This is a genomic window from Streptomyces sp. NPDC053474, from assembly GCF_044544845.1.
Lineage (GTDB): Bacteria > Actinomycetota > Actinomycetes > Streptomycetales > Streptomycetaceae > Streptomyces.
Genome location: NZ_JBITXV010000018.1, coordinates 1 through 16,955 on the forward strand (window position 1 = coordinate 1; position 16,955 = coordinate 16,955).

At 73.2% G+C, this 16,955-nt stretch carries 2 protein-coding genes; both read right to left on the reverse strand.

From position 1 onward, the window contains the following. The coding region (locus ACIG3E_RS33745; protein ID WP_399623734.1) for a type I polyketide synthase at window positions 1-1,811 on the reverse strand (1,811 nt) is incomplete at its 3' end. 1 nt (window position 1,812) lies between these two features. Further along, entirely contained in the window at window positions 1,813-16,929 is a 15,117-nt protein-coding gene (locus ACIG3E_RS33750) for a type I polyketide synthase (RefSeq protein WP_399623497.1), read from the reverse strand. Between the last annotated feature and the right edge of the window lie 26 nt (window positions 16,930-16,955).

Below are 16,955 nucleotides of genomic sequence, written 5' to 3' on the forward strand. Positions count from 1 at the left end.
AGGGCTTCGGCGAACACCGGGTACTGGTCCACCAGTTCGCGGCCCATGCCCAGGCGCTGCGCGCCCTGGCCGGAGAACAGGAAGCCCACCCGGCCGGGCTCATCCGCCACACCCGAGACCACACCACCGGACACCCGGCCCTCGGCCAGCGCCTCAAGCGCGGCCAGCAGTTCGTTCCGCTCGGCGCCGACCACCACCGCACGGTGCTCCAACACCGCACGCGACGACACCAGCGAGTGCCCCACATCCGCCAAGGACAGACCCGAGGACGCCGCCACGAAGTCGCGGAGCAGCGCGGCCTGCGCGCGGAGCGCCTCCGCGCTCCGGGCCGAGAGGATCCACGGGACCAGGCCGCCGTCGTGGGCGGGCTCCGAGGCGGTCCCCTGCGCCGCCTCGGGGGCCTGCTCCACGACGACGTGGGCGTTCGTGCCACTCACGCCGAACGAGGACACACCGGCGCGCCACGGCTGCTCCGTCTCCGGCCACGGCCGGGGCTCCGTCAGGAGCCGCACCGCACCGGCGGACCAGTTCACGTGCGAGGAGGGCTCGTCCACGTGCAGGGTGCGCGGCAGGACGCCGTGGCGCATCGCCATGACCATCTTGATGACACCGGCGACACCGGCGGCGGCCTGGGTGTGGCCGATGTTCGACTTGATCGAGCCGAGCCACAGGGGGCGGTCCGCGGGGCGGCCCTGGCCGTAGGTGGCGAGGAGGGCCTGGGCCTCGATCGGGTCGCCGAGCCTCGTGCCCGTGCCGTGCGCCTCGACCGCGTCCACCTGGGCCGCGGAGAGCCGCGCGCTGGCGAGCGCCTGGCGGATGACGCGCTGCTGCGAGGGGCCGTTGGGCGCGGTCAGGCCGTTGGACGCGCCGTCCTGGTTGACGGCCGAGCCGCGGATCACGGCGAGCACCTGGTGGCCGTTGCGCCGGGCGTCCGAGAGGCGCTCCAGGAGCAGCAGGCCGACGCCCTCGCCCCAGCCGGTGCCGTCCGCGCCGTCGGCGAACGCCTTGACGCGGCCGTCCGCGGCCAGGCCCCGCTGGCGGCTGAAGTCGATGAAGACGCCCGGCGTCGACATCACGGTGACGCCGCCCGCGAGGGCGAGGGGGCACTCGCCGTGCCGCAGGGCGTGCACCGCGAGGTGCAGGGCGACCAGGGACGACGAGCAGGCGGTGTCGATGGTCAGCGCGGGGCCTTCGAAGCCGAAGCTGTAGGCGACGCGGCCCGACAGGACGCTCGCCGCGTTGCCCGTGCCGAGGTAGCCCTCGTAGCCCTCCGGGGCGCCGGTCGCCATGCGGGCCAGATAGTCCTGGCCGTTGGTGCCGACGAACACGCCCGAGCGGCTGCCCCGCAGCGCGTTCGGGTCGATCCCGGCCCGCTCGAAGGCCTCCCAGGAGGTTTCGAGGAGGAGGCGCTGCTGCGGGTCCATCGCGGCGGCCTCGCGCGGCGATATGCCGAAGAAGCCGGGGTCGAAGTCCGCCGCGTCGTGGAGGAACGCGCCCTGGCGGGTGTAGCAGGTCCCCTGCCGGTCGGGGTCGTCGTCGAAGAGGGACTCCAGGTCCCAGCCGCGGTCGGTGGGGAACGCGGAGACGGCGTCGCGGCCGTCGACGAGGAGGCGCCACAGGTCCTCCGGCGACCGCACGCCGCCGGGGAACCGGCAGCTCATGCCGACGATCGCGATCGGCTCGACCTCGCGCTCCTCGGCCTCGCGCAGCTTGCCGCGCACCTCCTGGAGGTCCACGGAGGCCCGCCGGAGGTAGTCGAGGTACTTCTCCTCGTTGGACATGTGTTCGGACCCTTCAGGTGTGTTCATCAGCTCAGGACCTACCGAGTTGTTCGTCGAGCAGCGAGAGCAGCTCGTCCGCCGTGGCCGTGCGCGCGTCCGTGGCGGACTCGGCGGGTTCCGTGCGGGTGTGCGCCTCGTCCCACCTGGACAGCAGCGCACGGAGGCGGGCGCCGACGGCGGCGTTCTGCTCGTCGTCCGGCGTCAGGAGGGACAGTGCGGACTCCAGGCGGTCCAGTTCGGCGTCGATGGTCGGCGCCCCGCCGCCCGGCAGTTCGTCGAGGACGTGCGCGGCGAGCGCGGACGGCGTGGGGTGGTCGAAGATGAGCGTCGCGGGCAGGCTCAGGCCGGTGTGGGAGTTGAGGAGGTTGCGGAACTCGACCGCGGTGAGCGAGTCGAAGCCCAGCTCCTGGAAGGCCCGCCCCGGCTCCACCAGCTTGGTGCCGTCGTGGCCGAGGACGGCGGCGGCCTGCTCCCGCACCAGGTCGAGGACGGCGCGCTCGCGCTCGGGGCCGGACAGGGCGGTGAGCCGGGCCGCGGTGTCGACGGGCGTGGCCGTCTCGGCTGCGGCCTGGGCGCGCTGCCCGCCGGACAGTTCCTGAAGGAGCGGGCTCGGCCGCACCGATGTGAAGCCCGCGGCGAAGACGTCCCAGTCGATGTCCGCCACCATCGCCGTCGGGTCGCCCTGGCGGACGGCCCGGTCGAGGGCGGCGATCGCCTGCTCGGGCTCCATCGGGGGCATGCCGCGGCGGCGCAGCTGGTCGCCGAGCGGCCCTTCGGCCATGCCGCCGCCGCCCCACGGCCCCCACGCGACGGCGGTGGCGGGCAGGCCCGCCGCCGCGCGCCGGTCCGCGAGGGCCTCCAGGAAGGTGTTGGCGGCCGCGTAGTTGGCCTGTCCAGGACCTCCGAGGGCCCCGGACGTCGAGGAGAACATGACGAACGTCGACAGCTCGTGCGCCCTGGTCAGTTCGTCCAGGTTGACGGCGGCGTCGACCTTCGGCCGCAGTACGGCGTGCAGGCGGTCCTCGGTGAGTGCGGACAGGACGCCGTCGTCCAGGACGCCCGCCGCGTGCACGACCCCGGTGAGGGGGAACTCGGCGGGCACCGAGGCCAGCAGGTCCGCGAGCGCGTCCCGGTCGGCCACGTCGCACGCGGCGATCGTGACGCGGGCGCCCAGCGCGGTCAGCTCCGCGCGCAGCTCCTCGGCGCCGTCGGCCTTCGGCCCGCGCCTGCTCGTCAGGAGCAGGTGCTCGGCGCCCCGCGCGATCAGCCACTTGGCGATGTGCGCGCCGAGGGCGCCGGTGCCGCCGGTGACCAGGACGGTGCCGGTGGGCGCCCAGTCCTTGGCGCGCCCTGCGGAGGCCCGCACGATCCTCCGGGCCACCACTCCGCCGCCGCGCAGCGCGACTTGGTCCTCGCCGGTCTCGCCGGACAGGACGCCCGCGAGGCGGGCCCCGGCGCGCTCGTCGAGGGTGTCGGGCAGGTCGACCAGGCCGCCCCAGCGCTCGGGGTGTTCCAGGCCGACGACCCGGCCGAGCCCCCACACCATCGCCTGGTCGGGGTGGACGGACGTGTCGGAGCCACCGGTCGCGGCCCCGCCCCGCGTCACGCACCACAGGGGCGCGGCGAGGCCGCAGTCGCCGAGGGCCTGCACCAGGGCGAGGGTCGCTGCGAGGCCGCCGGAGGGCAGGGCGGGGTCGAGCGCGAACAGCGACAGGACGCCCGCGACGGGCTCGCCGGTCGCCGTCCGGGCCGCGAGGGAGTCCCGGTCCACGGCCTCGCCGGTCCTGACCGGCAGGACCGTCGCGCCGTACCTGCTCAGCGCGGCGGCGATGGGTTCCTCACCGGCGCCGTCGCGGCTGACCAGGAGCCAGGTGCCGGTGAGCGCCGCGGTGGGCTCGCTCACCGGCCGCCAGGCGACGCGGTAGCGCATCCGGTCGACCGCGGAGTTCTCGGCCTGCTCGCGCCGCCACGACGAGAGCCGGGGCAGCACGTCCCCGATCGGGTCGTCGGGGGAGACGGCCAGCTCGTCCGCGAGCTCACCGAGGTCTCCGTCCGCGACGGCGGCCCAGAACCGCGCGTCGGCGGAACCGGTGACGTCACCCGTCGGGGCGGCGGCCGGCGCGGGCCAGTACCGCTGGCGCCGGAAGGCGTAGGTGGGCAGGTCGACGTGCGTGCCGTCGGCGGTCAGTTCGGCCCAGTCGACGGCGATGCCGAGCACGTGCAGCCTGCCCGCCGCCGTCACGAGTTCGGCCGCCTCGGGCCGGTCGCTCCGCAGCGCGGGCACGAACACGGCGTCGGCCGCGGTCTCCTGGCCGAGGGCGGTGAGCACCCCGCCGGGGCCGATCTCCAGGAACACGTCCGCGCCCTGCGCCCGCAGCGTGCCGACGGCGTCGGCGAACCGCACGGATTCCCGTACGTGCCGCACCCAGTACTCCACGGATCCCAGTTCCGCCGCGGAGGCCTGGCCGCCCGTCAGCGTGGACACGATCGGCACCGTCGGCGCCTGGAAGTCCACGTTCTCCAGTACGCGCCGGAAGTCGTCGAGCATCGGCTCCATGAGCGGCGAGTGGAACGCGTGGCTGACCTTGAGCCGGGTCACCTTGCGCCCCGCCGCACGCCACCGCTCGCCCACCGCCTCCGCGTCGGCGGCGACGCCGGAAATCACCACCGCCGTCGGTCCGTTCACCGCGGCGATGCCCACGGTCTTGGGCAGGTCCGCGGCGACTTCGGCCTCGGTCGCCTGGACGGCGATCATCGCGCCGCCCGCGGGCAGCGCCTGCATCAGACGGCCCCGGGCGGTCACCACCGCGGCGGCGTCCGCCAGCGACCACACGCCTGCCACGTGGGCGGCGGCCAGCTCGCCGATCGAGTGTCCCGCGAGGAGGTCGGGGCGCACCCCCCAGGACTCCAGGAGGCGGAACAGCGCCACTTCGACCGCGAACAGCGCGGGCTGCGTCACCCCGGTCTCGTTCAGTGCCTCGGCGTCGTCGCCGAACAGCACGTCCAGGAGCGGCCGTTCGGCGTGGGCGTCGAGGTGGCGGCGGGCTTCGTCGAGCGCGTCGGCGAACACCGGGAAGCGGTCGTACAGTTCGCGCCCCATGCCCAGGCGCTGCGCGCCCTGTCCGGCGAACAGGAACGCCAGCCGGTGCCCCGCCGCGACGCCGGAGACCAAGCCGTTCGCGGCCCGCCCGGCGGCGAGCGCCTTGAGGGCCGTGAGCAGGCCTTCGCGGTCCTGCCCGACGACGACCGCCCGGTGGTCCAGGGCGGCCCGGGACCCGGCGAGCGTGGTGGCGACGTCGGGCAGGTCCAGCTCCGGGTGCGCCACGAGGTGGGCGCGCAGCCGGTCGGCCTGCGCCCGCAGCGCGTCGTCGCCCCGCCCCGAGAGGAGCACCGGCAGCGCGGAGGTGTCCCGCGCGGGCCCGCCCGTCGCTGTGCCGGGCGCGGCGGCCTCCGTTGTGCCGGGCGTGACGGCCTCCGTGACCGGCGCCTGCTCGATCACGGCGTGCGCGTTGGTGCCGCTGAAACCGAAGGAGGATACGCCGAACCGGCGCGGCCGCGCGGCGTCCGGCCAGGGCCGGGCCTCGGTGAGGAGCCGCACGTCACCGGTCGACCAGTCGACCTGCGGGGTCGGCTCGGCGACGTGCAGCGTCTTCGGCAGGACGCCGTGGCGCATCGCCATGACCATTTTGATGATGCCGCCGACACCGGCCGCGGCCTGGGTGTGGCCGATGTTCGACTTCAGCGAGCCCAGCCACAGCGGCCGGTCGTCGGGCCGGTCCTGGCCGTAGGTGGCGAGGATCGCCTGCGCCTCGATCGGGTCGCCCAGCATCGTGCCGGTGCCGTGGGCCTCCATGGCGTCCACGTCGGACGGGTTCAGGCCCGCGCTCGCCAGGGCCTGCCGGATCACTCGCTGCTGCGAGGGGCCGTTCGGCGCGGTCAGGCCGTTCGACGCGCCGTCCTGGTTCACCGCGGAGCCGCGTACCACCGCCAGTACGTGGTGGCCGTTGCGGCGGGCGTCGGACAGCCGCTCCAGGACGAGCATGCCGACGCCCTCGCCCCAACCGGTGCCGTCCGCGTCCGACGAGAACGGCTTGCACCGGCCGTCGGCGGACAGGCCGCGCTGGCGGCTGAAGTCCAGGAACGCGCCGGGCGTCGACATCACCGCCACGCCGCCCGCGAGCGCCATCGTGCACTCTCCCTGGCGCAGCGCCTGCGCGGCCAGGTGCAGGGCCACGAGCGACGACGAGCACGCGGTGTCCACCGTCACCGCGGGGCCCTCCAGGCCGAAGGTGTAGGACAGTCGCCCGGCCATGACGCTCGCCGCGTTGCCCGTGCCGACGTACCCCTCGACGCTCTCCCCGCTCGCCACCAGGGCCGTGACGTAGTCCTGGATGCTGGTGCCCGCGAAGACGCCGATGTCGCGTCCCCGCACTGAGTTCGGGTCGATACCGGCCCGCTCGAAGGCCTCCCACGAGGCTTCGAGGAGGAGGCGCTGCTGCGGGTCCATGGCGAGGGCCTCGCGCGGCGAGATCCCGAAGAACGCCGAGTCGAACTGGTCGACGTCGTGCAGGAAGCCGCCCTCGCGGGTGTACGTGGTGCCCAGGTGGTCGGGGTCCGGGTCGTACAGCGCGTCCAGGTCCCAGCCGCGGTTGCCGGGGAACTCGCTGATGGCGTCGGTGCCGTCCAGGACGAGCCGCCACAGGTCCTCGGGCGAGTCGACCCCGCCGGGGTAGCGGCAGCTCATGCCGACGATGGCGATCGGCTCGTCCGTCACGTCCGCGACCGCGTGGGCGGACACCGCCGCGACGGGCGCGCCCGCCAGCTCGGCACCGATGAACGCCACGAGCGCGTCGGGCGTCGGGTAGTCGAAGACGAGCGTGGCGGGCAGCCGCAGCTCGGTGGCCGCGTTGAGCCGGTCCCGGAACTCGACGGCGGTCAGCGAGTCGAAGCCAAGCTCCTTGAACGCCCGCTCGGGCGCGACGACTTGGGCGGAGCCGTGGCCGAGCACGGCGGCGACGTGGCCGAGCACCAGGTCGAGGAGCGCCTTCTCCCGCTCGGCTTCGGTCAGCCCTGCGAGGGACTTGGCGAGCGCGGAGCGGGCGGCCTCGGGTGCGGCGGTCCTGCGTGCGGTGCCGCGTACGAGGCCGCGCAGGAGGTGCGGCACGGGCTGGGTGCGCGCCTGCCGACGCAGGGCCGGGAGGTCCAGTGGCATCGGCGCCACCGTGGCCCGTCCCGTGGAACCCGCCGCGTCGAACAACGCCAGACCCTCGGTCGGGCCGATCGGGAGGGCGCCGCTGGCCGTCGCTCGTACGTCGGTGTCGTCGGGGCTCTCGCCCGTGCCGTCCTGGGCGGCCCAGGGGCCCCAGGCCAGCGAGGTCGCGGGCAGGCCCTGGGCACGCCGGTGCTGGGCGAGCGCGTCGAGGAAGGTGCTGGCCGCCGCGTGGTCGCCCTGGCCGGGGGTCCCGAAGACGCCCGAGGCCGAGGAGAAGAGGACGAACGCGGAGAGGTCCAGCTCGGCGGTCACCTCGTGCAGGTGCCAGGCCGCGTCGACCTTCGGCCGGAAGACGGTGTCGATCCGCTCCGAAGTGAGCGCGCCGACCGTGCCGTTGTCCAGCACGCCCGCCGTGTGCACCACGGCGGTCACGGGGTGCTCGGCCAGCAGGGCCGCCACCGCGTCCCGGTCGGCCAAGTCACAGGCGGTGAGTACGACTTCAGCGCCCTGTGCGGTGAGTTCGCCGCGCAGCTCCTCCGCGCCCGTGCCGTGTCCACTCGCCAGGAGCAGGCTTCGTACGCCGCGTTCGGCGACGAGGTGGCGGGCGACCAAGCCTCCCAGCGTGTCCGTCGCGCCGGTGACCAGGACCGTGCCCGCGCCGAAGCCGGGGTCGTCCACGACGGGCTGTGCGACCCGGGCCAGGCGGGGTATTCGGACCTCGCCGGAACGCACCGCGAGCTGCGGCTCCCCCGTGGCCAGCGCGGACGGCAGCACCTCCAGAGAAGCCGCCTCATCGTCCAGGTCGACCAGCACGACCCGGTCCGGATTCTCCGACTGAGCCGACCGCACCAGACCCCACACCACGGCCTGCGCCAGATCCCGCACACCCTCATCAGGCGTGGCACTCGCAGCTCCCCTGGTCACGAGGACCAGACGCGACGCGGCAAACCGCTCATCCGCAAGCCAACTCTGCACCGCGTTCAACGTCCAGTATGCGGCCTCATGCGCACCCACCACCGGGCCGGACGCGGAGTCCACCGGGCAGGACAGCACGACGAAGTCCGACAGTTCGCCTTCTGGCGGCTGAGCCAGCGCCTCCAGATCGGACCACCGAGTCGTCGGAACATCGCCGTCGGGCAGGGCAACCGACACCCAGTCGACGCCGAACAGCGCGTCGCTCGGCTCGTTGCCCATGGCCTGGTCGGGTGCGGCCGGGCGCAGGACCAGCGAGTCGACCGTGGCCACGGGAGCGCCCGCCCCATCAGCGACCGCCAGCGACACCGCGTCCGCGCCGGTGGGCGCCAAGCGCACCCGAAGGACCGTCGCCCCGGCAGCGTGCAGCCGCACACCCGACCACGAGAACGGCAGCCTGCCCGTCCCGTCGGCCTCACCCATCAGCCCCATGGCGTGCAGCGCAGCATCAAGGAGGGCCGGGTGCAGGCCGTAACCCTCCGTCTGCACGCCCTCCTCCGGTAGCGCGACCTCGGCGAACACCTCATCGCCCGCGCGCCACGCGGCCCGCAGCCCCTGGAACACCGGCCCGTAGCCGAAACCGCCGTCGGCCATGCGGTCGTAGAACCCGTCCAGGTCCACGGCCTCCGCCCCGGCGGGCGGCCACGCGGTCAGGGAGACCCCACCGGCAGGCTGACCCTCACGCAGCACACCGCTGGCATGCCGGGTCCACGCGCGTGCCTCGTCCACCTCGCCGGTGCTGGAGTAGAGGGTCAACTCGCGCCTGCCCGAGGCGTCCTGGGCACCGACCCACACCTGCACCCGCACCGAGCCGTCCCCGGGCAGTACGAGCGGCGCCTCCAGGGTCAGCTCCTCCACCAGGTCACACCCGACCTGGTCCCCCGCCCGCACCGCCAGCTCCACAAACGCCGAGCCCGGCAACACCACCGCGCCCTGAACCACGTACTCGCCCAGCCACGGGTGACTCTGCACCGACAACCGGCCCGTCAGGAGCACACCATCCGTCCCGGCAAGCGTCACGCTCGCGCCCAGCAGCGGATGCTCCGCAGCACCCAACCCCGCCGCCGACACATCACCCGCCGACGGCAGCACGTCCAGCCAGAACCGCTCCCGCTCAAACGCATACGTCGGCAGGTCCACCCGCCGACCACCACGACCGGCGAAGAACACCTCCCAATCCACCCGTACGCCCCGCGCACACAGCTGCGCCACGGCCGACACCAGCGCGGACTCCTCAGGACGATCGCCACGCAGCACCGGTACGAAGGCGGCTTCCGGCGCCGACTCCCGCCCCAGGGCCGACAGCGTCCCACCCGGGCCGACCTCCACGAACGTACCTACTCCGTCGTCCACCAGCGTGCTGACGGCGTCGGCGAACCGTACGGACTCGCGTACGTGCCGGACCCAGTACTCCGGCGAGGCCAACTCCTCGGCACTCGCCCGCGCGCCAGTCAGCGTCGACACGATCGGGATCGCGGGCGCCGCGTACGAGACGTCTTCCAGGACCGTACGGAAGTCGTCGAGCATCGGGTCCATCAGCGGCGAGTGGAACGCGTGGCTGACCTTGAGCCGGGTCACCTTGCGGCCCGCCTCGCGCCACCGCTCGCCCACGGCCTCCGCGTCGGCGGAGACACCCGAAATCACCACTGACGTGGGCCCGTTGACCGCCGCGATACCCACCGTGTCCGGCAGATCCGAAGCAACCTCTTCCTCGGAAGCCTGGATCGCGACCATCGCACCACCCGACGGCAGCGCCTGCATCAACCCCGCACGCGCCGACACCACCCTCACCGCATCCGCCAGCGACCACACACCCGACACATGCGCGGCAGCCAACTCACCAATGGAGTGACCCGCCAACGCGTCCGGACGCACGCCCCACGACTCAAGAAGACGGAACAGCGCGACTTCGACCGCGAACAACGCGGGCTGCGTCACCCCCGTCTCGTTCAACGCCTCGACATCATCCCCGAACAACACCTCACGGACCTGCGGACCGAACTCCGCAAGCACCTGTTCCAAGGCCTCAGCGAACACCGGGAACCGGGACGCCAGTTCGCGGCCCATGCCCAGACGCTGCGAGCCCTGGCCCGAGAACAAGAAGCCCACCCGGCCGGGCTCGTCGCCCACGCCCGCGACCGCAGCACCGGTCGTCTGCCCCTCGGCGACGGCCTCCAGCGCGGCCAGGAACTCCGGCCGGTCCGCAGCGACCACCACCGCACGGTGCTCCAGCAGGGCCCGCGAGAACACCAGCGCGCGGCCCACGTCCGCCGCCGACAGGTCCGACGAGCCCTCCACGAAGGACCTCAGCCGCGCGGCCTGCTCCCGCAGGGCTACCGGGCTCTTGGCCGACAGTACCCACGGCACCACCGCGCCGTCGGGAAGCGACTCCGGGGCCTCCTCCTGCTCGGCGACGGGGGCCTGCTCGATGACGGCGTGTGCGTTGGTCCCGCTGAACCCGAAGGACGACACACCAGCCCGCCACGGCCGGTCCACCACAGGCCACGCACGCTCACCCGTCAGCAACTCCACCGCACCCGTGGACCAGTCCACATGCGAGGACGGCTCATCCACGTGCAGGGTGCGCGGCAGCACACCGTGCCGCATCGCCATGACCATCTTGATGACACCCGCCACGCCAGCGGCAGCTTGCGTGTGACCGATGTTCGACTTCACCGAACCCAGCCACAGCGGCCGGTCAGCAGGCCTGTCCTGGCCATAGGTGGCAAGCAGCGCCTGAGCCTCAATCGGGTCACCCAGCTTCGTACCCGTACCATGCGCCTCCACCGCGTCCACATCGGACGGCGACAGACCCGCACTCGCCAGCGCCTGACGAATCACCCGCTGCTGCGACGGACCATTCGGAGCCGTCAGACCATTCGACGCGCCATCCTGATTCACCGCCGAGCCACGGACAATAGCCAGGACCTCATGGCCGTTGCGCTGAGCATCCGACAGACGCTCCACGACCAGCATGCCCACGCCCTCACCCCAGCCAGTGCCATCGGCACCGTCGGAGAACGCCTTGCACCGGCCATCCACCGAAAGACCCCGCTGACGGCTGAACTCAATGAACGCACCGGGTGTCGACATCACCGTCACACCACCCGCGAGCGCCAGCTCGCACTCACCCGACCGCAGCGCCTGCACCGCCAGATGCAGGGCCACCAGCGACGACGAGCACGCCGTGTCCACCGTGACGGCAGGACCCTCGAAACCGAACGTGTACGACAGGCGGCCGGAGATCACACTCGCCGAGATGCCCGTACCGGCGTACCCCTCGACGGTCTCCCGCGCGGCCATCAGCAGCGCCGCGTAGTCCTGACCGTTCGTACCGACGAACACACCCGAGCGGCTGCCCCGCAGTGCGTCCGGGTCGATCCCGGCTCGCTCGAAGGCCTCCCACGACGTCTCCAAGAGCAGTCGCTGTTGGGGGTCCATCGCCAGGGCCTCACGCGGCGAGATCCCGAAGAACGCCGGGTCGAAGTCCGCGACGCGGTCGAGGAAGGCACCCATGCGGGAGTACGACGTACCCGTGCCGTCGGGGTCGGGGTCGTAGAGCGCCTCCAGGTCCCAGCCACGGTCGGCCGGGAACTCCGACACCGCGTCGCCGCCCTCGGCGATCAGGCGCCACAAGTCCTCGGGGGACTCGACCCCGCCGGGGAACCGGCAGCTCATCGCGACGATCGCGATCGGTTCGTCGGTCGCGCCCGGTGCCTCGGGTCCGCCGGGCACGACGTCGACCACTCCGCCCAGCAGCTCGGCACCCAGGTGCGCCGCGAGGGCGGCGGGAGTCGGGTAGTCGAAGACCAGGGTGGCGGGCAGGGCCAGCTCGGTCGCCGCGCCGAGGCGGTTGCGCAGTTCGACGGAGCTGAGGGAGTCGAAGCCGAGCTCCTTGAAGGCACGTTCGGGCGCGATGGACTGGGCGGAGCTGTGGCCGAGCACCATGGCCACGTGCCCGCTGACGAGGTCCAGGAGCGCCTTCTCCCGCTCAGCGGCGCTCAGGCCCGCCAGGGACTGCGCGAGCGCGGACCGGGCTGCGGCGGGCGCGGCGGTCCTGCGTGCGGTGCCGCGTACGAGGCCGCGCAGGAGGTGCGGCACCGGCTGGGTACGGGCCTGGCGGCGCAGCACCGGCAGGTCCAGTGGCACCGGCGCGACCAGGGCCCGTCCGGTGGAGCCCGCCGCGTCGAACAGCGCCAGGCCCTCGGGCACGCCGAGCGGAAGCACTCCGCCCCTGGCCATGCGGCGCACGTCGGCGTCGTCGAGGCTGCCCGCCATGCCGTCGGCCGTCTCCCACAGGCCCCAGGCCAGGGAGGTCGCGGGCAGGCCCTGGGCGCGGCGGTGCTGGGCGAGCGCGTCCAGGAAGGCGTTGGCGGCCGCGTAGTTGCCCTGCCCGGGACCACCGAACACACCGGCTGCGGAGGAGAAGAGGACGAACGCGGAGAGGTCCAGGTCGGCGGTCAGCTCGTGCAGGTGCCAGGCCGCGTCGACCTTCGGCCGGAAGACGGTGTCGATCCGCTCGGGTGTCAGCGAAGCGATCGTGCCGTCGTCCAGCACCCCCGCCGTGTGCACCACGGCGGTCACGGGGTGCTCGGCCAGCAGGGCCGCCACCGCGTCCCGCTCAGCCATGTCGCAGGCGGCGAGTACGACTTCGGCGCCCTGCGCGGTGAGTGCGTCGCGCAGCTCCTCCGCGCCCTCGGCCGCCGCGCCACGACGGCTCACCAGGAGCAGGCTTCGTACGCCGCGTTCGGCGACCAGGTGGCGGGCGACCAAGCCTCCCAGGGTCCCCGTCGCGCCGGTGACCAGGACCGTGCCCGCGCCGAAGCCGGGGTCGTCCACGACGGGCTGTGCCGCCCTGGTCAGGCGGGGTGCACGGGCCTCGCCGGAACGCACGGCGAGCTGCGGCTCCCCCGTGGCCAGCGCGGACGGCAATGCCTCCCGGGAAGCCGCCTCATCGTCCAGGTCGACCAGCACGATCCGGTCCGGGTTCTCCGACTGAGCCGACCGCACCAGACCCCACACCGCGGCCTGCGCCAGATCCCGCACACCTTCATCGGGCGTGGCGCTCACAGCTCCCCTCGTCGCGAGAACCAGACGCGCCGCAGCGAACCGGTCGTCCGCGAGCCACGTCCGCACCGCGTTCAGCGCCCAGTACGCCGTCTCGCGCGCGCCCACCACCGGGCCGGACGCGGAGTCCACCGGGCACGACAGCACGACGAAGTCCGACAGTTCGCCGTCCCGCGACCCCGCCAGCTCCTCCAGATCGGCCCACTCAGTCGTCGGAACATCACCACCGGGCAGGGCAACCGACACCCAGTCGACGCCGAACAGCGCATCCCGGTCCTGCGGCGTCAGCGTCTCCGACACCGGGCCAAGGGCCAGCGATTCGGCTCCGGCGACCGGAGCACCCGCCCCGTCGGCGACCGTCAGCGACAGCGCGTCCGCCCCGGTGGGCGCCAAGCGCACCCGAAGGACCGTCGCCCCCGCAGCGTGCAGCCGTACACCCGACCACGACACCGGCAGCCGAGCCGCGTCGCCGTCCCTCACCTCCACCGCGTGCAGTGCGGCGTCGAGGAGTGCCGGATGCAGACCGTAGCCCTCGGCCTTCGCGCCCTCCGGCAGGACAACCTCGGCGAACACTTCGTCGCCCGCGCGCCACGCGGCCCGCAGCCCCTGGAACACCGGCCCGTAGGTCACACCGCGACCGGCCATGCGGTCGTAGAGCCCGTCCAGGTCCACGGCCTCGGCCCCGGCGGGCGGCCACGCGACCAGGGAATCCCCGGCGGAGCGCCCGGCCTCGCTCAGCACGCCCACGGCGTGCCGGGTCCACGAACGCCCCTCGTCCGCCTCACCCGCGCTGGAGTGGAGAGTGAGCTCGCGCCTGCCCGAGGCGTCCTGCGCGCCGACCCACACCTGTACCCGTACCGCGTCGCTCTCGGGCAGTACGAGCGGCGCCTCCAGGGTCAGCTCCTCCACCAGGTCACACCCGACCTGGTCCCCCGCCCGCACCGCCAGCTCCACAAACGCCGAACCCGGCAACACCACCGCGCCCTGAACCACGTACTCGCCCAGCCACGGGTGACTCTGCACCGACAACCGGCCCGTCAGGAGCACACCATCCGTCCCGGCAAGCGCGACACTCGCGCCCAACAGCGGATGCTCCGCAGCACCCAACCCCGCCGCCGACACATCACCCGCCGACGGCAGCACGTCCAGCCAGAACCGCTCCCGCTGGAAGGCGTACGTCGGCAGATCGACGCGCCGCGCACCCTGACCTGCGAAGAAGGCGTCCCAGTCGAGCCGTACGCCCCGCGTGTACAGCTGTGCCACGGCCGACACCAGCGCGAGCTCCTCGGCCCGGTCGGCCCGCAGCGCCGGTACGAACCCGGCCTCCGGCGCCGACTCCTGTCCCAGGGCCGACAGCGTCCCACCCGGGCCGACCTCCACGAACGTGCCCACACCGTCGCCCGCGAGCGTGCTGACGGCATCGGCGAACCGTACGGACTCCCGCACATGCCGAACCCAGTACTCCGGCGAGGCAAGGTCCTCGCTGCTCGCCACCCTGCCCGTGAGGGTCGACACGATCGGGATCTCCGGAGCCGCGTACGACACGCCCTCCAGCACCCGGCGGAAGTCGTCCAGCATCGGGTCCATCAACGGCGAGTGGAACGCATGGCTCACCCGCAGCTTGGTGACCTTACGGCCCGCCTCACGCCAGCGCTCGCCCACCGCCTCCGCATCGGCGGTGGCACCCGAAATCACCACTGAGGACGGGCTGTTGACCGCAGCGATACCCACCGTGTCCGGCAGCTCGGAAGCAACCTCTTGCTCGGAAGCCTGGATCGCGACCATCGCGCCACCCTCGGGCAGCGCCTGCATCAACCCCGCACGCGCCGACACCACCTTCACCGCATCCGCCAGCGACCACACACCCGACACATGCGCGGCAGCCAACTCACCAATGGAGTGACCCGCCAACGCGTCCGGACGTACACCCCACGACTCAAGAAGACGGAACAACGCGACCTCAACCGCGAACAACGCGGGCTGCGTCACCCCCGTCTCGTTCAACGCCTCCGCGTCCTCGCCGAACAGCACCTCACGTACGGACGGATCGAACGCCGCGAGCACCTGATCCAAGGACTCGGCGAACACCGGGAACCGCGCGGCCAACTCCCGCCCCATGCCCAGGCGTTGCGAGCCCTGGCCCGAGAACAGGAAGCCCAACAGGCCCGGGGCGACGGTGCCCGTGAGGGCTCCCGCTGTCGGTGTGCCCTCGGCCAGGGCGGTCAGAGCGGTCAGCCGGGTTTCCGGGTCGTCCGCGAGGACGACCGCGCGGTGGTCGAAGGACGCGCGCGTCGTGGCGAGGGAGAAACCGACGTCCACGGGGTTCAGACCGGCCGCACCCGAGCGGAGCCGCTCGGCCTGCTCCCGCAACGCCTCGGCGCTCCGGGCCGAGAGGACCCACGGCACCACGCCGTCCGCCGGAACGGGCGCAGCGTCGGGCACGGACTCCTCGGCCTCGGGGGCCTGCTCAAGGATGGTGTGCGCGTTCGTGCCGCTCACGCCGAACGACGACACGCCCGCGCGCCGCGGACGGCCGGTCTCCGGCCACGCCTTGGCCTCCGTCAGGAGCTCCACGGCGCCCGCGGACCAGTCCACGTGCGAGGAGGGCTCACTCACGTGCAGGGTGCGCGGCAGCACGCCGTGCCGCATCGCCAAGACCATCTTGATGACACCGGCGACACCGGCGGCGGCCTGGGTGTGGCCGAGGTTCGACTTGATCGAGCCGAGCCACAGCGGGTGTTCGGTCCGGTCCTGGCCGTAGGTGGCGAGGAGCGCCTGGGCCTCGATCGGGTCGCCGAGGGTGGTGCCGGTGCCGTGGGCCTCGACCGCGTCCACATCGGTGGCGGTCAGGCCTCCGCTCGCCAGGGCCTGGCGGATCACGCGCTGCTGGGATGGGCCGTTGGGCGCGGTCAGGCCGTTGGAGGCGCCGTCCTGGTTCACCGCTGAACCGCGTACGACGGCGAGGACCTGGTGGCCGTTGCGCTGTGCGTCCGACAGGCGCTCGACCAGGAGCATGCCGACGCCCTCGCCCCAGCCGGTGCCGTCGGCGCTGTCGGAGAACGCCTTGCAGCGGCCGTCGGGGGCGAGGCCGCGCTGGCGGCTGAACTCGATGAAGGCACCGGGCGTCGACATCACGGTCACGCCACCCGCGAGCGCCAGCTCGCACTCGCCCGAGCGCAGGGCCTGCACCGCGAGGTGGAGCGCGACCAGGGAGGACGAGCACGCCGTGTCCACCGTGACGGCGGGGCCCTCGAAACCGAAGGTGTACGACAGGCGGCCGGAGATCACACTCGCCGAGATGCCCGTACCGGCGTAGCCCTCGACGGTCTCCTGGGCGGCCATCAGCAGCGCCGCGTAGTCCTGACCGTTCGTACCGACGAACACGCCCGAGCGGCTGCCCCGTAACGCGGTCGGGTCGATGCCCGCCCGCTCGAAGACCTCCCAGGAGGTTTCGAGGAGGAGGCGCTGCTGCGGGTCCATGGCGAGGGCCTCGCGCGGCGAGATGCCGAAGAAGCCCGCGTCGAACCGCATCGCCTCGTGCAGGAATCCACCCTCACGCGCATAGGTGGTGCCCGAGTGGTCGGGGTCGGCGTCGTACAGCGACTGCACGTCCCAGCCCCGGTCGGCGGGGAACCCGGACACGGCGTCCGCACCGGACTCGACCAGGCGCCACAGGTCGTCAGGGGACTCGACCCCGCCGGGGAAGCGGCAGCTCATGCCGACGATCGCGATCGGCTCGCTGTCCTTCTCCTCGACCTCGCGGAGCCGTTGCTTGGTCTGCCTCAGGTCCGCTGTCAGGCGCTTCAGGTAGTCGAGGACTTTGTCGTCGGTCGACATGTGCTTGCTGCCCCTTTGGGTGAGAGTCCGTACCCGTGCTGATGAGGGTCCGTGCCGCATGGTCTTGCTGACAGTCCGAGAACCGG

Coding starts and splice junctions, on each gene's coding strand:
- ACIG3E_RS33750 (WP_399623497.1), bottom strand. CDS start 16,929: ATGCGGCACGGACCCTCATCAGCACGGGTACGGACTCTCACCCAAAGG.